18 protein-coding genes are annotated in these 18,829 nt (G+C 63.4%); 10 read left to right on the top strand and 8 right to left on the bottom strand.

Annotated features, from left to right (window positions below):
• Positions 1 to 100 precede the first annotated feature (100 nt).
• The 7 genes from cobG to FS777_RS00915 all read left to right on the top strand — a co-directional run bounded on the left by cobG (position 101) and on the right by FS777_RS00915 (position 6,639).
• Positions 101 to 1,414 (top strand): precorrin-3B synthase, encoded by a 1,314-nt coding sequence (gene cobG, locus FS777_RS00945; protein ID WP_145253633.1) that lies wholly within the window; start codon positions 101 to 103, stop codon positions 1,412 to 1,414.
• Positions 1,407 to 2,033, top strand: coding sequence for a precorrin-8X methylmutase (locus FS777_RS00940; protein WP_027915280.1), 627 nt, complete (start codon positions 1,407 to 1,409; stop codon positions 2,031 to 2,033). Before cobG ends, FS777_RS00940 begins: the two co-directional genes overlap by 8 nt.
• A complete protein-coding gene (locus FS777_RS00935; RefSeq protein ID WP_058603631.1) occupies positions 2,033 to 2,764 on the top strand; it encodes a precorrin-2 C(20)-methyltransferase in 732 nt (243 codons plus the stop codon). Before FS777_RS00940 ends, FS777_RS00935 begins: the two co-directional genes overlap by 1 nt.
• Positions 2,752 to 4,449 carry a precorrin-3B C(17)-methyltransferase gene (gene cobJ / locus FS777_RS00930; RefSeq protein ID WP_145253630.1) on the top strand — a complete coding sequence of 566 codons (1,698 nt, stop codon included), beginning with the start codon at positions 2,752 to 2,754 and terminating at the stop codon, positions 4,447 to 4,449. The genes FS777_RS00935 and cobJ overlap by 13 nt, the downstream gene beginning before the upstream one ends.
• Positions 4,450 to 4,564: 115 nt before the next feature.
• Complete coding sequence (locus FS777_RS00925; RefSeq protein WP_058638221.1) at positions 4,565 to 5,248, top strand: hypothetical protein; 684 nt, start codon at positions 4,565 to 4,567, stop codon at positions 5,246 to 5,248.
• Between the two features lie 55 nt (positions 5,249 to 5,303).
• The gene (locus FS777_RS00920) at positions 5,304 to 5,990 is read left to right on the top strand and encodes a hypothetical protein (protein WP_058638220.1); all 687 of its coding nucleotides are present in this window, start codon (positions 5,304 to 5,306) and stop codon (positions 5,988 to 5,990) included.
• Complete coding sequence (locus FS777_RS00915; RefSeq protein WP_145253628.1) at positions 5,983 to 6,639, top strand: hypothetical protein; 657 nt, start codon at positions 5,983 to 5,985, stop codon at positions 6,637 to 6,639. The genes FS777_RS00920 and FS777_RS00915 overlap by 8 nt, the downstream gene beginning before the upstream one ends.
• Here FS777_RS00915 and FS777_RS00910 read toward each other — a convergent pair.
• The 8 genes from FS777_RS00910 to FS777_RS00875 all read right to left on the bottom strand — a co-directional run bounded on the left by FS777_RS00910 (position 6,636) and on the right by FS777_RS00875 (position 17,012).
• Positions 6,636 to 9,428: a hybrid sensor histidine kinase/response regulator gene (locus tag FS777_RS00910; RefSeq protein ID WP_058638218.1), complete on the bottom strand. Its 2,793-nt coding sequence runs from the start codon at positions 9,426 to 9,428 to the stop codon at positions 6,636 to 6,638. The two genes, FS777_RS00915 and FS777_RS00910, sit on opposite strands and share 4 nt — an antisense overlap.
• A 149-nt stretch (positions 9,429 to 9,577) precedes the next feature.
• Entirely contained in the window at positions 9,578 to 10,867 is a 1,290-nt protein-coding gene (gene purD / locus FS777_RS00905) for a phosphoribosylamine--glycine ligase (protein WP_145253625.1), read from the bottom strand.
• Positions 10,868 to 10,966: 99 nt separating this feature from the next.
• The gene (purH, locus tag FS777_RS00900) at positions 10,967 to 12,574 is read right to left on the bottom strand and encodes a bifunctional phosphoribosylaminoimidazolecarboxamide formyltransferase/IMP cyclohydrolase (protein ID WP_058638216.1); all 1,608 of its coding nucleotides are present in this window, start codon (positions 12,572 to 12,574) and stop codon (positions 10,967 to 10,969) included.
• A gap of 81 nt (positions 12,575 to 12,655) precedes the next feature.
• Positions 12,656 to 12,976 carry a DNA-binding transcriptional regulator Fis gene (gene fis, locus FS777_RS00895; protein ID WP_023534526.1) on the bottom strand — a complete coding sequence of 107 codons (321 nt, stop codon included), beginning with the start codon at positions 12,974 to 12,976 and terminating at the stop codon, positions 12,656 to 12,658.
• Positions 12,973 to 13,986 (bottom strand): tRNA dihydrouridine synthase DusB, encoded by a 1,014-nt coding sequence (dusB, locus tag FS777_RS00890; protein WP_058603523.1) that lies wholly within the window; start codon positions 13,984 to 13,986, stop codon positions 12,973 to 12,975. The genes fis and dusB overlap by 4 nt, the downstream gene beginning before the upstream one ends.
• Before the next feature lie 207 nt (positions 13,987 to 14,193).
• Entirely contained in the window at positions 14,194 to 15,522 is a 1,329-nt protein-coding gene (locus FS777_RS00885; RefSeq protein WP_145253622.1) for a DUF3426 domain-containing protein, read from the bottom strand.
• Positions 15,523 to 15,549: 27 nt separating this feature from the next.
• The gene (prmA, locus tag FS777_RS00880) at positions 15,550 to 16,443 is read right to left on the bottom strand and encodes a 50S ribosomal protein L11 methyltransferase (RefSeq protein WP_058638943.1); all 894 of its coding nucleotides are present in this window, start codon (positions 16,441 to 16,443) and stop codon (positions 15,550 to 15,552) included.
• A gap of 113 nt (positions 16,444 to 16,556) precedes the next feature.
• A complete protein-coding gene (locus FS777_RS00875) occupies positions 16,557 to 17,012 on the bottom strand; it encodes a MaoC family dehydratase (RefSeq protein WP_058603526.1) in 456 nt (151 codons plus the stop codon).
• 130 nt (positions 17,013 to 17,142) lie between these two features.
• Here FS777_RS00875 and FS777_RS00870 point away from each other — a divergent pair, with 130 nt between their 5' ends.
• From FS777_RS00870 to FS777_RS00860, 3 genes are read left to right on the top strand one after another with little or no spacing between them, the layout of a single operon-like run.
• Entirely contained in the window at positions 17,143 to 17,505 is a 363-nt protein-coding gene (locus tag FS777_RS00870; RefSeq protein ID WP_058638944.1) for a CidA/LrgA family protein, read from the top strand.
• Positions 17,502 to 18,218, top strand: a complete 717-nt coding sequence (locus tag FS777_RS00865) for an LrgB family protein (protein WP_058603527.1) — start codon at positions 17,502 to 17,504, stop codon at positions 18,216 to 18,218. The genes FS777_RS00870 and FS777_RS00865 overlap by 4 nt, the downstream gene beginning before the upstream one ends.
• A gap of 9 nt (positions 18,219 to 18,227) precedes the next feature.
• Positions 18,228 to 18,818: an LON peptidase substrate-binding domain-containing protein gene (locus tag FS777_RS00860; protein WP_145253619.1), complete on the top strand. Its 591-nt coding sequence runs from the start codon at positions 18,228 to 18,230 to the stop codon at positions 18,816 to 18,818.
• The last annotated feature ends 11 nt before the right edge of the window (positions 18,819 to 18,829 follow it).

Below are 18,829 nucleotides of genomic sequence, written 5' to 3'. Positions count from 1 at the left end.
ATGCTCGACCACCGGCTTTTCATGCGGGCGGCCAAAGCAGGCATAATACCGCGCCTTCTCCACTCAAGCGCAGTTTCACGGATTGCCGGATACCTCAGCGATGCCACCTCACGCTTCCTACAGTTCGCCTCGCCCCTCGGCTTGTCCGGGGTTGTGGCGTATCGTCAGCGCCCTGGATGGCGGTATTTGCCGGATCAAGCTGCCGGGTGGGGTGTTGCTGGCCCAGCAGGCCGAGGCCGTCGCCAGCGCTGCCGAGCGCTTCGCAGGGGGGGTGATCGAGGCCACCAACCGGGGCAATCTGCAAATCCGTGGCGTCGGCCCTGATCACCAGGGCCTGGTGGCGGCGCTGCTTGCAGCTGGGCTGGGCCCGCGTGAAGCAGCCGGCGACGATGTTCGTAACCTGATGCTCAGCCCACTGGCCGGGCTTGACCCGGCGATGGTGCTGGACGTCAGGCCGCTGGGGGGGCAAATCCTCGACCTGCTCGAGGGCACGCCACGCTTTCACGCGTTATCGGCCAAGTTCGCCCTTCAGCTCGATGCCGGTGAACGCCTGGCCATGCTCGATCACCCGCACGATCTGTGGCTTTCGGTGCTTGAGCTTGAGCAGCAGCCCTGGCTCGCATTCGGCCTGGCCGGCAGCCTTGGGGAGAGTGACGTACTGGGTGCGGTGCCGTTCAGCCAGGGCTTGACCTTGGTACGCGCCATGCTCGAACGCTTTCTGGACCTGGCCACCCCAACCCAGTCGCGCATGCGGCATGTGCTGCAGACCTGCACGGCTGCCGACTTCATCGATGGGCTTGGCGTGGCGTTGCGCCAAGACCCCGCCGTGCTGGGTTGGCGCCGGCCGGTTCGCCCAGTGACGTGGCTTGGGGCACTGGCTCAGCGGCGTGGGGTTGCGCTTGGCGTGGCACCGCCACTGGGGCGGCTCACCCCGGCCATGCTGCGTGAGGCGGCGCGTGTCGCGCGTGAACAGGGCGACAGCAGCCTGCGGTTGACCCCCTGGCAGAGCCTGGTGCTGCCCAACCTGGCGCCCGGCGCCATCGACCAGGCGCAGCGCAGCCTGATGACGGTCGGGCTGCTTTGCCACGCGGCCGAGCCCCTGGCGCGCATCAGCGCTTGCACCGGCGCCAGCGGCTGTGCCAAGGCCTTGAGCGAGACGAAGGCCGACGCCGTAGCGCTGGCTGCATTATTGGGGCCCGGGGCGCCTGCCAGCGTGCATCTTACGGGCTGCCCCCGGTCCTGTGCCTTGGCCCATACCGCCCCGGCCACACTGCTGGCCCGCGCGCCCGGGCACTACGATCTTTATCAGCGTGACCCCCGCCTGCCGGGGTTCGGCGCCCTGCGCGCCACTGACATTACCTTGAATGAAGCAGGCGCCATGCTCGACCTGCCGACGGAGCACCTTGATGATTGACTACATCCGCGATGGTCAGGAGATCTATCGCAATTCCTTCCGGATCATTCGTGAGGAAGCCCGACTTGAGCGGATTCCCGCAGACCTCGAAAAGCTTGCGGTACGCGTGATCCATGCCTGCGGCATGGTCGATGCGATCGATGGCCTGCAATTCTCCGAGGGCGCCGGCCAGGCCGGCCGTCAGGCCCTGCTGCGTGGCGCGCCGATCCTGTGCGATGCGCACATGGTCGCCGAAGGCATCACCCGGGCACGACTGCCAGCGAACAACCCGGTCATCTGCACCTTGCGCGACCCGAGCGTACCGGACTTGGCCAAGGCCGCTGGCAATACCCGCTCCGCCGTTGCCCTGGAGCTGTGGCGCCCCCACCTGGAAGGCAGCGTAGTGGTGATCGGCAACGCGCCGACGGCGTTGTTCTACCTGCTGGAAATGCTCGACGCCGGTGCGCCGCGCCCAGCGCTCATCCTGGGGTTCCCCGTCGGCTTCGTTGGCGCTGCCGAATCCAAGGCCATGCTGGCGGCCGACAGCCGTGGCGTGCCCTTCGTGATCATGCAGGGGCGGCTGGGCGGTAGCGCCATGGCCGCCGCGGCCGTGAACGCCCTGGCCACGGAGGTGGAATGATGGCCCCGCGCGGACGCCTGATCGGCCTTGGCGTAGGGCCGGGCGACCCTGAACTGATCACGCTCAAGGCCCTGCGCCTGCTGCGCGAGTCGCCGGTGGTCGGCTACTTTGTCGCCAAGGGCAAGCGCGGTAACGCATTCGGCATCATCGAAGCGCACCTGCAACCCGAGCAGACGCTACTACCGCTGGTCTATCCGGTGACTACCGAAGCCTTGCCCGCGCCCCTGTCCTACGAGCAGGTGATCAGCGACTTCTACGACGAAGCCAGCGTCCAGGTGGCCGAACACCTGGACGCAGGGCGTGACGTGGCGGTGATCTGCGAGGGTGACCCGTTCTTCTATGGCTCCTACATGTACCTGCACGACCGCCTGGCCCAGCGCTATGAAGCGCAGGTGATTCCTGGCGTGTGCTCCATGCTCGGTGGGGCCTCGGTGCTGGGTGCACCGCTGGTCTATCGCAACCAGAGCCTTTCGGTGCTCTCTGGCGTCTTGCCGGCCGAAGACCTCAAGCGCCGCCTGGCCGACGCCGATGCGGCCGTCATCATGAAACTGGGGCGCAATTTTCCCAAGGTGCGGCAGGTGCTCGGTGAGCTGGGCCTGCACGAGCGTGCGCTGTATGTGGAACGCGCCACCATGGCCAACCAGAAAATCGTACCGCTGGACCAGGTCGACCCGCAGTCCTCGCCTTACTTTTCGCTGATCATCGTGCCGGGGGAAAAATGGCAGGGCTGAACACGCAGGTGGCACCGGCCATCGTCATCCTGGGGCAAGGCAGTCTGACCACCGCCCGTTGCCTTCAACAGATCTACGCCCAAGCCACAATTTACGGCCTGCAAGGGCGCGTCCAGGGGGCAGACCAGGATTACAGCACTTTTGGCGATCTGCTGCGCAGCCTTTACCAGCGTGGTACGCCGATCATCGCCTTGTGCGCCGCGGGGATCGTGATCCGCAGCCTGGCCAGCCTGTTGGGCGAGAAAGGCAGCGAGCCGCCTGTGCTTGCCGTGGCAGAAGACGGCAGTGCCGTGGTGCCCCTGCTCGGTGGCCTCAGTGGCGTCAACCAGATGGCACGCGACATCGCCGCTGCGCTGGGTGTGTCAGCGGCCATCACCACCAGCGGCGAGTTGCGCTTTGGTACGTGCCTGCTCAATCCGCCTCAGGGTTACGCCTTGGCGGATCTGGAACAAGGCAAGCGTTTCGTGTCCGACCTGCTGGCTGGAGAGCCGGTTCGCATCGAGGGTCAAGCACCGTGGCTGGCGCAGGCTCAGTTGCCTGCCAGTGATGCCGCGCAGCGCACCATCCATGTGGGCCATTTGGCGCGCCCCGCCAGCCGAGACGAGCTGTTGATCCACCCCCGCTCCGTCGTGGTCGGTCTCGCCAGCGGCGATCTGCAGACGATTCGTGACGCGCTGCAGCAGGCCGGTATTGCGCAGGCATCGCTGGCCTGCGTGCTGGCCGATGAGCGGGCCATGACGGACACCCGGTTGCATGCCGCCGCGCAGGCGCTGGGTGTCGAATTGCGCTTTGCGGCAAGGCCCGACGATGTGGCTGGCATGGTGGGCGCTGCACTGCCCGAGGCGCGGTTGCAGTGCCAGGGTGAGGTGGTCATCGCCGTGGCACCTGCGCCGGTCGAGGTGACTCAGATTGGCCGTCGCCGTGGACGGCTGGCCGTCATCGGTCTGGGACCCGGTGCAGCGGAGCTGATGGTGCCAGCGGTCAAGGCTGAGCTGGCACGGGCCGAGGATGTGCTCGGCTACGAAACCTACGTACGAATGGCAGGCCCATTCCGGGACGATCAGGTGCTGCACTGCACCGACAACCGTGAGGAGATGCAGCGCGCCCGCCACGCATTCGAACTGGCCGCGCGGGGCCGTTCGGTGGTGGTGGTGTCATCGGGCGACCCAGGTGTATTCGCCATGGCCGCTGCGGTCCTTGAGGCTTTGCACGAGTCCACGAATCCTTACTGGCACGCTGTCGATCTGGAGATACTGCCTGGCGTATCGGCCTCGCTGGCAACGGCTGCACAGGCTGGCGCGCCGCTGGGGCATGACTTCTGTGTCATGTCGCTGTCGGACAATCTCAAACCCTGGTCGATCATCGAAAAACGGCTGGACCTCGCTGCCCAGGCCGATCTGGTGCTGGCCTTCTACAACCCGATTTCCAAAGCACGTCCTCACCAACTGGGGACCGCGCTGGACGTCGTGCGCCGGCACCGTGGTGCTGATACACCTGTAGTCCTTGGCCGTGACATTGGTAGGCCGGGGCAGACTTTGCGCGTCGTCTCTTTGGCCCAACTGGTGCCAGAAATGGTCGATATGCGCACCATGGTGCTGGTGGGCTCATCGACCACGTGCACCTTCAAGCGCCCGGACGGCGGGCAGTGGGTCTACACGCCGCGGTGGTATGGCGCAAAGCCCTGAAGTACGGAAGCTCGATCAGAGGGGAAGCGTTTCGAGGCAGGATGAGCAGCGTCGAGCAGTTAGGTTCACGGCCGAAACCACCTGGTTTCGACCGGACCTAACTGGAGCCTTTGACATGACCACCAACAAAGAGAACCTTGAACTGCAAGTCCTGCCTGACATGAACCTGTTCGTGTTCCCGGACACCATGAGCGAGGTTAACCGTAGCGCGGCCAAGGCCTGCCACGCCCTTGCTACCCAGGGCGCCAATAGACAGCACCACCCGATCCAGGAAACCCAAGCCTGGTTCAACCAGTACGTGTTCCTGATGTCGAAGATGGGTTGGACACCCACGCGCGTTGATGTGCAGCGTATTACCCAGAGCGACAGGCACCTGGAAATCAGCAACCTGGTTGGCAAGGGGCTGCAGGCTGCCTGTGGCGCCTTTACCGGCGACGTGGCATCGGCGCTGGAAGGGTTGGGCAAGACCGTCATTTCCGCACTGGCTGCCAGCACCAAGAATGTCGAATTGCTGGATCGCAAATCCGTGGAGGATGACCGCAACAGCCTGAGCCTGAACAAGTGTGAGCAGACCGGTGCTGGCCAGGTCGCCATGATGGTGAGCGCAGTCCAGACCGATGCCAAGCCTGATAAGAAAGCCAACTACCTGTTGGCCAAATGGGAGAGCAGCGGCACCACCAACTACGCCTGCGGTGCCGTACTGAATCTCGATCAGCGCCAGTACGAGAAAGTACGCGCCGTGGTTGAAACCAAGCTCGACGACAACGCCCTGGAAGTGTTGCTGGCCCTCGAAATCTAACCTGTCGGTCTGACTCACCGGGGCCTTGGCTTCGGTGAGCCTGGAGGGTGCATCAATGGCAAATAACTATAGCGTGTGGCGCAATGGCAACAGTCTGGTGCTCGTCGACAAGACCATCAGCGAGTCTTGCAGGCACGACATGCTCAATATCCAGCTGGCGGCCTACCTGGCCGCGTGTAATGGCGGTGACTCAGGGGCTGATGGAGACAGCTGGCTCAACGAATACATACGTGTGCAGAGCAGTTTCGGCTGCACGCTTGCCACGCTGCGGTCGCAAACCATACCCATGGTGCCGGATGCGGCGTTCAGGCCTTGGGATTTGCTTTGCGACAGTCTTCTCCAGGCTACGCCTCACCGCCTTCGCGAAGCTGTCGCGCAGTTTCTGGCAGCCTGCGCGAGCAGTGAAACACGTGATAACCGGATGGGGGAGCGCTGTGATCTTGGCGAACACCCTGGCGACACTGGCCTGAACTACGCGCATGCCGAGGTTCGGCTGGTGCTGCCTGAGTATTCCATCATCAGCACTCAACTGAACCTGGGAAGTCGAGAGCCTCTTGATCCTGACTGGCTCTGGCAACTGTTCGACCCTCAGACGGTGCAGGCGTGCTGGCAGTTCCAGGGGCAGTACTTGATCGATTCCAGGCGTATGAACCTCATCGGTCCGGGGCTGGCAAAAAAACTTCAGGGCAAGCTGGCCCATCACCGCAGCGAAATCAGCGTGCAGGAGCCCAACCATGACTAACACCGACGCATCATCTATCGCCGGCCAGCTGGTCCACAGCAGCGTGCTGGTCTTTCTGCCAGGCGTATGCCCGCAAGCACGTTCAGACATACTGTTGGCCAACGCCTTTGCGCAGCAGGTGGCATGGGGGGATTCGAAAGACGGTCTCGAACCTGACTGGTTCAGGAATTACTGGCGCAACCTCGCTGCCCTTGGCTTCGATGGCAAGCTGGCGCCAGTAGGGCGGCGGCCCGGGCCTGACCGAGGCAGCCTTGCTGCGCAGGCAGTCGAGCACATCAGCCAGGCGAGCTCTCCACGCCTGGCCGAAGCGGCCAACCAGGCGCTAGAGGCCCTACGTCGAGATGACAAGGCGCTGAGACTGTTCAGCGCACATTCGACCGTGGGCACTCAGGCGCGCGTGCAGTTGTTGCCCTGTGCTCAGCAGTCGAATGGTTTTATCGACATGGTGCTGCTGCACATGGATATCTCGATGAAGACAAGCACCAGCGATTTCCTGTTCATGGGCGCAAGCAACGGGATCAGTGTGAGAGACCTGCGACTGGAAGTGATCCATTTCAATCTGCAAGGGTTCCGTGAGGATTATCGGCGCAGGGCAGAGGCCAGTGTTGCGCGAACGGCCGAGCGTGTCATCAGGGATCTGGTGCTCTAGTTGCGCGGCCAACTGCCGTCAGGGCCCATGCCCTGATCAGCATTGGCCGGCTGTTGGCTGGACCAGTGTTGGATCAACTCTCGCAGTTGGGACAATTCGACGGGCTTGGCCATATGGCCGTCCATGCCGGCTTGCTTGGCGCGGTCCTTGTGCTCGGCGAGGATATGCGCGGTCAGTGCAACGACGGGCGTGCGCACGCGCTGGTTGGCGGCTTCCCATTCGCGCAGGCGCCTGGTTGCCGAGAAACCATCCAGAACCGGCATTTCGCAATCCATGAGTACCAGGTCATAGCGCTTGGCTTTCATCGCTTCAAGGGCTTCTTCGCCGTTGGAGGCAGTATCGGGCTGCAGGCTGAGCTTGCCGAGCATGCTGCGGATGACCTTGGTCGAAATGGTGTTGTCCTCTGCGACCAGCACGCTGAAATCTGGGGGCAGGTCGAGGGCCTGGGGCTGGCCTGGTGCAACAGCCGGCAGCGCCTGCTCGCGGCCGCGTTGAGCCAGTTCTTCGGCCAGCGTGGTCTTGAGCGTGTAGCCAGCGACCGGTTTGGCCAGTATCCGCTTGATCCCGGCATTACGGGCGATGATCTTGCTGGGGGCGTTGCTGATACCGGTCAGCATGACCACCAGGATGTCGTGATTGAGGCTGGGGTCTTCCTTGATCTTGGCGGCCAGTTGCATGCCGGTCATGCCGGGCATGTTCTGGTCCAGGAGCACCGCGTCGAAGTAATCGCGAAGGTGAGCCTTGGTACGCAGCAAAGCCAAGGCTTCCTTGCCTGAAGGCACTGCGCTGACATTCATGCCCCAGGCGCTGCACTGTTGGACCAGTACCTTGCGGCACGTGTCGTTGTCGTCCACCACCAGTACCCGCGCGTCGCGCAGCGGCCCGTCCAGGTCGGCCGGAGGTTGCTCGAGGCAGGCTGGGTCCAGCGGCAAGGTCAGCCACAAGGTATTGCCGGTGCCGGTGCTGCTCTTGATGCCAAACTCCCCATGCATCAGGCCAATCAGCTGCTTGGCGATTACCAGCCCCAGGTGGCCGCCCAGCCGATTGCTGGACAGGAAGTGCCTGCTGTGCAGTTCCGCCTGCAGCAGCGCCTCGCGATCGGCTGCCGGCAAGGGGTCGCCGCTGTCCTGTACCGCGATGCGCAAGCGGGGCACCTCGCCGCGCTGGTCCAGTGCAACGACAAGCAGAATTTCCCCCTGGTCGGTGTTTTTCAGCGCGTTTTCCATCAGGCTCGACAGCGCCTGGCGCAAGCGTGTGGGATCGCCGCTGACCACACGGGGCACCTGGGGCTGGGTGAAGCTGATCAGCTCGATGTTCTGCTGCTCGGCCTTGGCCCGAAAGATGTTCAAGCAGTCTTCGATTAGCGCGTTGAGGTCGAACTGGACATCGTCGAGTTCGATCTGACGGGATTCGAGCTTGGAGATATCGAGTATCTCGTTGATCAACGTGAGCAGCTCGTTGCCCGCGCTGTGAATGGTCTGAACGTAATCGCGCTGTTTGACGGACAACGGCGTGCCCAGCAGCAGTTCGGTCATGCCCAGCACGCCGTTCATGGGGGTACGTATTTCGTGGCTGATCTTGGCCAGAAATTCGGCCTTGGCGTTGATTTCGGCGTCACTGGCTGCCAAGGCGCGGCTGACACTGAAGCGCTCCTCATTGATGCGTCGCAGCCGGTCGCTGACAGCCAGGTTCAATAGCAGCCCGCTCGCCACTGCCAGCCCCAACAGAATGCACAGCAACCAAGGCGTGGGGGTGCGTGTAAGCCCAAGCAGGGCAGGCAGCAGCACCAGCCCGCCAACGTTGAAGATGATCATCGCCAGACCGAACAAACGGGCGGGTGCGTAACCGCGGTACCAATGGTAGCTGCTGACCACCAGCATCGTGACACTGCCCAGTGCCATCAAGGCATAGGTCATGAGATTGAGCGGCAAGGTGTCGATGAACAGCAGCACGATCCCGCTCACCCCCACCAGCAGCATCTCGCCGCTCAACAGCCGGTTAAGGCGCGGCGAGTTGCGCGGTGCGAAGAAGCGCTGGGTGAAGTACAGCCCTGCCAGCCCTGCCAGGACCAGCGTAAGGTACGCCGCTGGCGTCTGGGCGCTGTACCACACATGCCACCATGGGCCGCTGAGGTTCAGCAGGATCAGGCCGCTGAGCAACATCAAGCCATGGTAGAACGCCAGGATCAGGGCAGTGCTCGAGCGGCTGTAGATGAAGCGAATCAGGTTATGCAGGATCAGCATCACCAGGCCACCGAACAGCATGCCGAACAGCAACGGCTGGGTCTGATTGGCGGCGGCGCGCGCAGCGGGCTCAAGGCTGATGGCCGGGCGCAGCTGGTGTTCCGATACCAGGCGCAGGTAGATATCCAGGCTTTGCTTGCTGTTAGGCAATGGCAGCACGTGGTCGCTGCCGCGCAATGTGGGGTTGGCACTGCCGGTTTGGCGGCCGTGATGCAGGTGGCGTATCAGCTTGTCGCCTTGCAGGGCGTATAGGTCCAGACCAGAAAGATCAGGCGCGAAGACGCGCAGCAGTTGTTCCTGCTCACCGGGCTCTAGGCGGTAATGCAGCCACAGGGCCTGGTCGGGGGGCGCCGCATCGAGTTCTGCCAGCTCCAGCGGGCTGAACTGGTTGCGATAACGGTCCGAGCGCACGTCGCTCAGTTGCAGGTTGCCTTGTTCGTCGAGCAGCAGGGCCCAGCCACTGTCATGCTCCGCCATCGCGGGGAACATGCAGATCAGGGTCAGCAAGCTGACGATCAACGCTGAGGCAATCCGGAGCCGGCGCACTACGAAATCCCTTCTTGGCCCATGTGCGGGGTGCTAACTATGCGCGGCGTTTGGAGTTGAAGGCAAGGCCCGCGGGCACGCCAACGAGCCGGTTGCCGTGCGCCCGGCTGCACAGGTCCGGGCGCCTCGACAGTGCAGCGATAAAGCGGTTATTGCTCGCCACGTTCCCGGGCAATGGCCCGGTAGCCGATGTCGGTCCGGTAGAAGCTGCCGTCCCAGGTGATCTGCTCGGCCAGGCGATACGCTTGCTGCTGAGCGGATTCGACGGTCTCACCCATGGCCGTGGCGCACAGCACGCGCCCCCCAGCGGTAACCACGTCACCGTCCTTCAAGGCAGTGCCCGCATGGAATACCTTGCCTTCGATTTTTGCGGCCGCCTCCAGGCCTGAAATGGCTGCGCCCTTGGCGTGGTCACCAGGGTAGCCGCCTGCGGCCAGCACCACACCCAGACTAGGGCGTGGGTCCCACTGCGCCTCGACCTTGTCCAGGGCCTTGGCAAAGGCTGCTTCGATGAGCAGTACCAGGCTCGACTCCAGGCGCAGCATGATCGGCTGGGTTTCCGGGTCGCCGAAGCGGCAGTTGAATTCGATGACCTTGGGGTTGCCCGCCTTGTCGATCATCAGGCCTGCATACAGGAAGCCGGTGTAGACATTGCCTTCTTCAGCCATGCCGCGCACGGTCGGCCAGATCACCTGATCCATGACCCGCTGGTGAACCTGGTCAGTGACTACAGGGGCAGGGGAGTAGGCACCCATGCCGCCCGTGTTCGGGCCGCTGTCCTGGTTGCCGACGCGCTTGTGGTCCTGGCTGGTGGCCATGGGCAGCACGTTGTGGCCGTCGACCATGACGATGAAGCTGGCTTCTTCGCCATCGAGAAATTCCTCGATGACCACGCGCGAACCCGCTTCACCAAAGGCATTGCCCGCGAGCATGTCTCGCACGGCGGCTTCGGCTTCTGCCAAGGTCATGGCGACGATCACGCCCTTGCCAGCGGCCAGGCCATCGGCCTTGATCACGATCGGCGCGCCTTTTTCCTGCAGGTACGCCAGGGCCGGTTCGATCTCGGTGAAGTTCTGGTAGTCGGCCGTCGGGATCTTGTGGCGGGCCAGGAAGTCCTTGGTGAACGCCTTGGAACCTTCCAGTTGGGCAGCGCCCTGGGTCGGGCCGAAGCAGTCCAGGCCACGGCTGCGGAACAGGTCGACCACACCGATGACCAGTGGCGCTTCCGGGCCGACGATGGTCAGGTCGACGTTCTTCTCGGCAAAGTCAGCCAGTTGCTCCAGAGCGCAAACGTCGATGGCGACGTTCTCGCACTTGGCCTCGATGGCGGTGCCAGCGTTGCCTGGAGCCACGAAGACTTTTTCGACGCGTGGGTCCTGGGCGACTTTCCATGCCAGGGCGTGCTCACGGCCGCCGCTGCCGATGATCAAAACTTTCATGTCAAAACCTCTAGATCTGTCGAGCAAAAGGCTGTGCCTCTCGCTGTGCCAGGTCGCACCGCAGCAGTTGCCTGCCTGGGTGCGGCCGATTGCCCTGAATCAGTGGCGGAAGTGGCGCATGCCGGTGAACACCATGGCGATGCCGGCTTCGTCAGCGGCAGCGATTACCTCGGCGTCACGCATCGAGCCGCCGGGCTGAATGACCGCGCTGATGCCGACCTTGGCCGCATTGTCGATGCCATCGCGGAACGGGAAGAATGCGTCCGAGGCCATGACGGCGCCCTGCACCTGCAAGCCGGCATGTTCGGCCTTGATGGCGGCGATACGGGCGGAGTTGACGCGGCTCATCTGGCCCGCGCCAACACCGATGGTCTGGCGCTGCTTGGCATAGACGATGGCATTGGATTTGACGAACTTGGCCACTTTCCAGGCGAACACCAGGTCGTGGATCTCTTGCTCGGTGGGTGCACGCTGGGTGACGATCTTCAGGTCATCGGCGTTGATCATGCCGATGTCACGACTCTGGACCAGCAGCCCGCCGTTGACTCGCTTGAAGTCCCAGCCGGCAGCCCGCTCCGCTGGCCACTCGCCGCATTCGAGCAGGCGCACGTTCTGCTTGGCTGCAACCACCTCGCGCGCAGCCTGGGAGATCGTCGGTGCGATGATCACCTCGACGAACTGGCGCTCGACGATGGCTTTAGCGGTTTCGCCGTCCAGCTCGCGGTTAAAGGCAATAATGCCGCCGAAGGCCGATTCGGTGTCGGTGGCGTAGGCCAGGTCGTAAGCTTTGCGGATACCGCCTTCGTCTTCAGGCACTACGGCCACGCCACACGGGTTGGCATGCTTGACGATGACGCAGGCCGGCTTGACGAAGCTCTTGACGCACTCGAGCGCAGCGTCGGTGTCGGCCACGTTGTTGAAGGACAGCTCTTTGCCCTGCAGCTGCACGGCAGTGGAAATGCTGGCTTCGCCTTTCTTGGCTTCCACGTAGAACGCCGCGCGCTGGTGCGGGTTCTCGCCGTAGCGCATTTCCTGGGCCTTGACGAACTGGGTGTTGAAGGTGCGCGGAAAATCGCCGCGTGCCTCGGTGCTCAGGGTTTCCCTGGCCTGGTCCACGGTGCCCATGTAGTTGGCGATCATGCCGTCGTAGGCGGCGGTGTGTTCGAAGGCCTTGAGCATGAGGTCGAAGCGCTGGGCGTAGGTCAGACCGCCGGCCTTCAGGCCCTCGACGATGCTGGCGTAGTCACTGGCGTTGACCACGATGGCCACGTCCTTGTGGTTCTTGGCAGCCGAGCGGACCATGGTCGGGCCGCCGATATCGATGTTCTCGATGGCGGTCGGCAGGTCGCAGCCAGGCTTGGAGATGGTGGCTTCGAAGGGGTACAGGTTGACCGCCACCAGGTCGATGGGCTTGATCCCGTGCTCGTTCATGATCGCGTCGTCGGTACCGCGACGACCGAGGATGCCGCCATGGATCATCGGGTGCAGGGTCTTGACCCGGCCATCCATCATTTCGGCGAAGCCGGTGTAGTCGGCCACTTCCACCGCGTTGACACCGTTGTCCTTGAGCAGCTTGTAGGTGCCGCCGGTGGACAGTATCTCGACCCCGAGCAGTTGCAGCTCACGGGCAAATTCGAGGATACCGGTCTTGTCGGAGACGCTGATCAGGGCGCGGCGGACTGGCAGGCGGGTAGTCTGGTCGGTCATTTCGGGTTCCAATAACGCGGTGGAGTCAGCAAAAAAGGCGTCTGTGTTGAGACAGGCGCCTTTTTCGATCGGGATTCTGGCTTACAGCAAGTCGTATTGCTTGAGCTTCTTGCGCAGCGTGCCTCGGTTCAACCCGAGCATCTCGCTGGCTTTGGTCTGGTTGCCCTTCACATAGCTCATCACGCTTTCAAGCAGCGGCGCCTCGACTTCGGAGAGCACCAGGTTGTACACGTCCGTGACGGTCGCGCCTTCGAGGTGGGCGAAGTAGTTGTGCAGCGCCTTCTCGACGCTGTCGCGAAGGGTCTGGCCCTCTTCGCTTGGCGTGTTCAGGTGCTGTTTCAGGTTGGCGTTGTCGCTCACGGGCGTTGTTCCACTCACAAATGTTTCGGTCATCATCGTCATGCGGCCACCCCTTGTCCGTCCTCTGTCTCAAGGCTCTGTCGACGTTCACTGAAAAACGCGCGAACGTTGGCGCACTGCGCTTGTGTGTCTTCCAAAGCGTTGAACCGGGAGCGAAACTCCTTGCCGCCGGGTCGTGTCGCCAGGTACCAGCCCACGTGCTTGCGGGCGATTCGCACGCCCATTACATCGCCGTAGAAGGCGTGCAGGGCGGCCAGGTGCTCTAGCAGGATGCGTTCCACCTCGTCCAGCTGCGGCGCTGGCAAATGCTCGCCAGTGCGCAGGTAATGCTCGATCTCGCGAAAGATCCAGGGCCGCCCTTGAGCGGCCCGGCCGATCAGCAGGCCATCCACGCCCGTGGCGTCGAGCACTGCCTTGGCCTTTTCCGGCGAGGTGATGTCGCCGTTGGCGAAGACCGGGATGGACACCGCTTGCTTGATAGCGGCGATGGTGTCGTATTCGGCTTCACCGGTGTACAGGTCGGCGCGTGTGCGGCCATGCACCGCAAGCGCCTGGATGCCAGCCTGTTCAGCGATCTTCGCCACGTTCAGGCCATTCTTGTTGGCCCGGTCCCAGCCGGTGCGGATTTTCAGCGTCACCGGCACGTCCACGGCGCCCACGACGGCGTGCAGAATTTCGCTGACCAAGGCTTCATCTCTCAATAAAGCAGAGCCTGCCGCCTTGTTGCAGACTTTTTTTGCCGGGCAGCCCATGTTGATATCGATAATCTGGGCGCCCGCGGCGACATTGGCCTGTGCAGCCGCCGCCATCATCTGTGCATCGCCCCCGGCGATCTGGACCGAGCGGGGCTCGGGATCGCCTTCGTGAATGCGGCGCAGGCTCGACTTGCGGCTGTTCCACAGGGACAGGTCGCTGGAAACCATTTCCGACACCACCATGCCGGCGCCCATGCGCTGGCAAAGTGTTCGGAACGGCTGGTCCGTGACCCCAGCCATGGGTGCGAGGATCAGGTTATTGCGCAGTGTATAAGGGCCGATGCGTACCGCCGACATAGGTGTTCCCTGTTGTGGGGCCGAATCTTGAGGTTCGAAAAAGGGTTGGCATGATACCCGCTCTGGATGACCGGATAAAGATGGATTTGGATAAAATCTGAACAACTGCGGGTTGCCGCCCCTGCACCTTGGGCTCCGGGTCGTCAGACCCGGACAAGCGGCATCATGGCCGGCGTGCCGGCAGCGTACCGGGTAGGCCGCCTGGGTTTATTCCGGCGAGCGAAAGCTCAGGCTGTAGTTCACCGCTCGCTGTCCTGGGTCGAGAATATCCAGCGCGATGTGGATCGGGGTCTGGCTGGGCATTTCGCCGCGTCCGGCCAGCTCCCCGGACAGGTATTCGGCCGGTTTGAAGCGGCGACTGGCAATCAGTTGGCCGTTGAGGTCCGAGAAGCGCAGTTCGAGCAGTGGAAACGGTTGGGCGAAAGGTGCGCGGTTATAGATGATGGCGTCCACGATCAGCGCCCCTTTGAAGTCCGGGTGGCTGCGCACCACCAGGTTGCTGCTCTTGATCCGGTTCACATCGACGCGAGAGGGGACCTGGCAGCCCACGACCGGGCACACCTGCTCGAACAGTGGGCGATACTGGTCCTGTCGGGACAGCTCGTCGAAATGGAACCACACATACTGCAAGGCTAGCGTGGCGGCAGCGATCAGCGTCAAGCCACCCCATAACAAACGCTTGCCCCAGGCCGGGGCCGGTTTCTCCCAGCCCAGTTGCAGCGGGTCGTCCACCACATCCACCAGGGGTTCCTTGCGCCTTGGGCGTTCGACCTTGTCAGTGACTTCAGGCTCCAGACGCCCCATGGGCAACGGCGCCTCGTCGAGTTCATCGTCGGCGCGCAGGCTAGTTGCCAAAGGTTCGTCGTCGTGCGCGGTGAGGCCGGCAATCGACACATCGTCATCGTCATCGGGGCGCAGCGGCGCTCCCAGTTTCGGCTCATCTTCATTCGTAACGATGCTGCCCAGCGGCGGCTCACCTTCTGCATCGGTGTTCAGGTCAGCGGTGAAGGTCGGCTCGGTACGCGCCTCGCGCCGTGAATCTGCCTGGGGGGCGGACTTGAGCACGGGGGCGGCATCAGCCTGTTCCGGTTCAAACGGCTCGCCGGCTGCAGTGCCGAAGACCTCGTCCAGGTGTTCCTCTGTGTCCTCCTCGTGACGCCGTGCCTGCAGCACGGGCGTCTGGTCGGCCTCACGCACCTGTACAGGCGCGTGGCGGCGTTCCAGGCGCTCCAGTTCCTTGTCCAGATCGAGTTCGTCCAAGGCCTGGGCGGTCTGGGCCCAGGCCTCGTCGTCCGGGGCGATGGGGTGCCCTTGCGCGGGGGTGGGCGCGGCAGGCGACGGCGCTGCCTCGGTTGCCGGCAGCGGGTTCGCCTGAGGGGGGGCGCTGCGGTTCTGTGCCAGCAGCTGCTTGGCGGCATTGAACACTTGCAGGCACTGGCCGCAACGCACCACGCCACGGGCCACGCTCAACTGGTGGTGGGTGACACGAAAGCTGGTCTGGCAATGCGGGCACTGGGTGACGAAACTGTCGGTCATGCGGCGATCCGGAGGCTGTGCTGAGGGCTATTCTAGGTTCGACTGGCGGCGGCGACCACTGATTCGCACCCAGCCATCGCGAACGACGATGGGGTCCAGGTCGAAATCGGCAGCGTAGGCGGCAGCCACTTCTTCACCTTGTTCGGCGAGGATGCCCGACAGCGCCAACAGGCCGCCCGGGCGAACCAGGCCGCTGAGTTGCGGTGCCAGCGCCACCAATGGCCCGGCCAGGATGTTGGCCACCAGCACGTCGGCCTGCATGGCAGGCATGTGCTCGGGCAGGTAGAGCGCGAACAGCTCGTCGGCAATGCCGTTGCGCTGGGCATTGTCGCGAGAGGCCTCGATGGCCTGCACATCGATGTCCGTGCCTACCGCTTCGCGCGCGCCCAGCAGCAGTGCAGCGATGGCCAGAATGCCCGAGCCACAGCCGAAGTCCAGGACCTGGGTGCCTTGCAGTTGCTGACCGTCGAGCCATTCAAGGCACAGCGCCGTGGTGGGGTGCGTGCCCGTGCCGAACGCCAGGCCAGGATCGAGCAACAGGTTCACGGCCTCCTTTTCCGGGGCATCGTGCCAGCTGGGCACGATCCACAGCCGGCGGCCGAAGCGCATCGGCTGGAAGTTGTCCATCCAGCTGCGTTCCCAGTCCTGGTCTTCGATCACTTCGGCCTGGTGCTGAGGCAGCTCGACCCCCGTCAGCAGGCGCAGGTGCGCGAATACCTGCTCGGGGTTGGTGTCGGCCTCGAACAGGGCCAGCAGATGGGTGTGCGACCACAGCGGCGTGGTATTGAGGTCTGGCTCGAAGATGGGTTGATCTTCGGCGTCCATGAAGGTGACCGACACCGCGCCGACTTCCAGCAGCGCGTCTTCGTAGGTTTCGGCTTGTTCCGGGCTGATGGCCAGACGTACTTGCAGCCAGGGCATGGCGTGTACCTTTGATAGATCCAGAAGGGCAGCCCAAGGCTGCGCGGGAGCCTGGCAGTTTACGCGAGTGCGTGGGGTTTGTAGAGACGCCTGCGCCTGCCAGGTGCCGGTGCCTAGACAAAGCACAGGGACAGGGATTCGGCCCGGTAGGCGGGCTTGTCCTCGTCTTTTATCTCCAGTGTGGCGATAGCCTTGAGCAACCATTGGCCGGGGCGCTTTTGCTGCACATCGGCCAGCTCCACATGCAGGCGCACCTGGCTGTCGACCTTCACCGGCTGGATGAAGCGCACGCTGTCCAGGCCGTAGTTGACGACCATTTTCAACCCCTGTGGCAAGACCAGGATGTCTTCGATCAGCGCAGGTATCAGGGACAGGGTCAGAAACCCATGGGCGATGGTGCAGCCGAACACGGTCTGCGCCGCTCGCTGCGGGTCGACGTGGATGAACTGATGATCGCCAGTCGCCTCGGCGAAACGGTCGATACGCTGCTGGTCGATGGTCAGCCAGGCCGAGTGGCCGAGGGACTTGCCGATGTATTGGGTAAGCGCGGTGACCGGCACTAGCGGCATGGTGAGCCTCATGGGTATTAAATGGTACGTGCGTGCAAGATCAACACGCCCGGCCAGGCCGGTCAAGTTGCGCTCGGCGCTGGCAGCGTGCCCATGCTTATAATGAGCCGCACGCCTGAAGGAGAACGTTATGCTGTTGCGGGGTTTGACCTGGCTGGTGCTGTTCCAGCTGTTGGGGACGGCAGTCAATCATCTGTTGGTTCCCGTCTTGCCGGGGCCGATCATTGGCCTTTTGCTACTGCTGGGCTTTCTGATGGTGCGCGGCGAGGTGGGGCCCCCCCTCAATGAAGCTGCCGGCAGCCTGCTGCGCTACTTGCCGCTGTTGTTGGTGCCTCCTGCCGTGGGGGTGATGGTGTATGCCCGCGACATCGCCGCCGACTTCTGGGCCATTGTCGGCGCGCTGCTGATTTCCTGCCTGCTGACGCTGGTGGTAGTGGGCGTGCTGATGCAGAAACTCATTCATCGTCAGGCCCGGCGCGAGGACCAGCCATGATGCTCGACTGGCAAGGCGCAGTGAATGCAGTGGTCCACCACCCGTTGTTCGGCATTGGCGTGACCTTGGGGGCCTATCAGCTGGTGCTGGCCGGGTATGAGAAGACCCGTTGGATCTTCCTGCAGCCGGTGCTGGTGTCGATGGCGCTGGTCATCGGCGTACTGCTGCTATGCGGCATCGACTACGCCGAATACCGCAAGAGCACCGAAATCATGAACATCCTGCTGGGCCCTGCCACCGTGGCCTTGGCGGTGCCGCTGTTCCTGAACCTGCGCCGCATTCGTCAGTTGTTCTGGCCGACCTTGACTACGCTGGTACTCGGAGGCCTGTTCGCCACGGTGTGTTGCCTGTTGCTGGGGTGGTGGTTTGGCGCCGAGCACATGATCCTGATGACCATGGCACCCAAGTCCGTCACCTCGCCCATCGCGATGCTGGTAGCCGAGCAGATCGGTGGGGTGGCGGCGCTAGCTGCGGTCTTCGTGCTGATTACCGGGGTGATCGGGGCCATTTTCGGGCCTGCCTTGTTGAGCCGCTGCGGTGTGCTCAGCCCTGAAGCGCGGGGCATGTCCCTGGGCATCACGGCCCACGCGGTCGGCACCTCGGTGGCCTTGCAGGAAAGTGACGAATGCGGCGCCTTCGCCGCGCTGGCGATGAGCCTGATGGGCGTGGCAACGGCAGTGTTCCTGCCGCTGGCCGTCAGCCTGGTGGCTTGAGGAGTGATGATGATGCTACCGCTGTTTCCCCTCGACACCGTGCTGTTTCCAGGGTGTTTTCTCGACCTGCAGATTTTCGAAGCCCGCTACCTGGACATGATCGGGCGTTGCATGAAACAGGGCGAAGGCTTTGGTGTGGTCTGCATCGTGGAGGGCGAGCAGGTCGGCAAGGCGCCGCCCGTGGTGGCGTCCATTGGCTGCGAAGCCGTGATCCGCGATTTCGTCCAGCAGGAAAACGGCCTTTTGGGCATCCGCGTCGAAGGCGTGCGGCGTTTCGATCTGCAGGCCACCGAAGTGCTCAAGGATCAGCTGCTGGTGGGGCAGGTGCAGTGGCTGCCTGATCTTGAAGACAGCCCCTTGCAGGAATCGGACGACGATTTGCTGGCGCTGCTGCTGGCCTTGGGCGAACACCCGATGGTCGAGGCGCTCGACATGCCCCGGCCCGTGGACGGGCGTCAGGCGCTGGCCAACCAACTGGCCTACCTGCTGCCCTTCACCGAGCAAGACAAGCTGGACTTGCTGGCCCAGGACTCGCCCGAGCAGCGGCTGGGCGAGATCCACAGGTTGCTCGAGCGCATCCAGGGTGAGCTGTTTGCCTAAATAACGCCGGG

Source organism: Pseudomonas sp. DE0157 (genome assembly GCF_007678615.1).
GTDB classification, from domain to species: Bacteria; Pseudomonadota; Gammaproteobacteria; order Pseudomonadales; family Pseudomonadaceae; genus Aquipseudomonas; species Aquipseudomonas parafulva_B.
This window is presented reverse-complemented; position numbering and strand designations above follow the sequence as displayed.

Coding starts and splice junctions, on each gene's coding strand:
- cobG (WP_145253633.1), top strand. CDS start 101: ATGCCACCTCACGCTTCCTACAGTTCGCCTCGCCCCTCGGCTTGTCCG.
- prmA (WP_058638943.1), bottom strand. CDS start 16,443: ATGCCCTGGCTGCAAGTACGTCTGGCCATCAGCCCGGAACAAGCCGAA.
- FS777_RS00860 (WP_145253619.1), top strand. CDS start 18,228: ATGATGCTACCGCTGTTTCCCCTCGACACCGTGCTGTTTCCAGGGTGT.
- FS777_RS00920 (WP_058638220.1), top strand. CDS start 5,304: ATGGCAAATAACTATAGCGTGTGGCGCAATGGCAACAGTCTGGTGCTC.
- fis (WP_023534526.1), bottom strand. CDS start 12,976: ATGACGATGATGACCGAAACATTTGTGAGTGGAACAACGCCCGTGAGC.
- FS777_RS00925 (WP_058638221.1), top strand. CDS start 4,565: ATGACCACCAACAAAGAGAACCTTGAACTGCAAGTCCTGCCTGACATG.
- purH (WP_058638216.1), bottom strand. CDS start 12,574: ATGACCGACCAGACTACCCGCCTGCCAGTCCGCCGCGCCCTGATCAGC.
- FS777_RS00875 (WP_058603526.1), bottom strand. CDS start 17,012: ATGCCGCTAGTGCCGGTCACCGCGCTTACCCAATACATCGGCAAGTCC.
- purD (WP_145253625.1), bottom strand. CDS start 10,867: ATGAAAGTTTTGATCATCGGCAGCGGCGGCCGTGAGCACGCCCTGGCA.
- FS777_RS00865 (WP_058603527.1), top strand. CDS start 17,502: ATGATGCTCGACTGGCAAGGCGCAGTGAATGCAGTGGTCCACCACCCG.
- cobJ (WP_145253630.1), top strand. CDS start 2,752: ATGGCAGGGCTGAACACGCAGGTGGCACCGGCCATCGTCATCCTGGGG.
- FS777_RS00915 (WP_145253628.1), top strand. CDS start 5,983: ATGACTAACACCGACGCATCATCTATCGCCGGCCAGCTGGTCCACAGC.
- FS777_RS00885 (WP_145253622.1), bottom strand. CDS start 15,522: ATGACCGACAGTTTCGTCACCCAGTGCCCGCATTGCCAGACCAGCTTT.
- FS777_RS00870 (WP_058638944.1), top strand. CDS start 17,143: ATGCTGTTGCGGGGTTTGACCTGGCTGGTGCTGTTCCAGCTGTTGGGG.
- FS777_RS00940 (WP_027915280.1), top strand. CDS start 1,407: ATGATTGACTACATCCGCGATGGTCAGGAGATCTATCGCAATTCCTTC.
- FS777_RS00935 (WP_058603631.1), top strand. CDS start 2,033: ATGGCCCCGCGCGGACGCCTGATCGGCCTTGGCGTAGGGCCGGGCGAC.
- dusB (WP_058603523.1), bottom strand. CDS start 13,986: ATGTCGGCGGTACGCATCGGCCCTTATACACTGCGCAATAACCTGATC.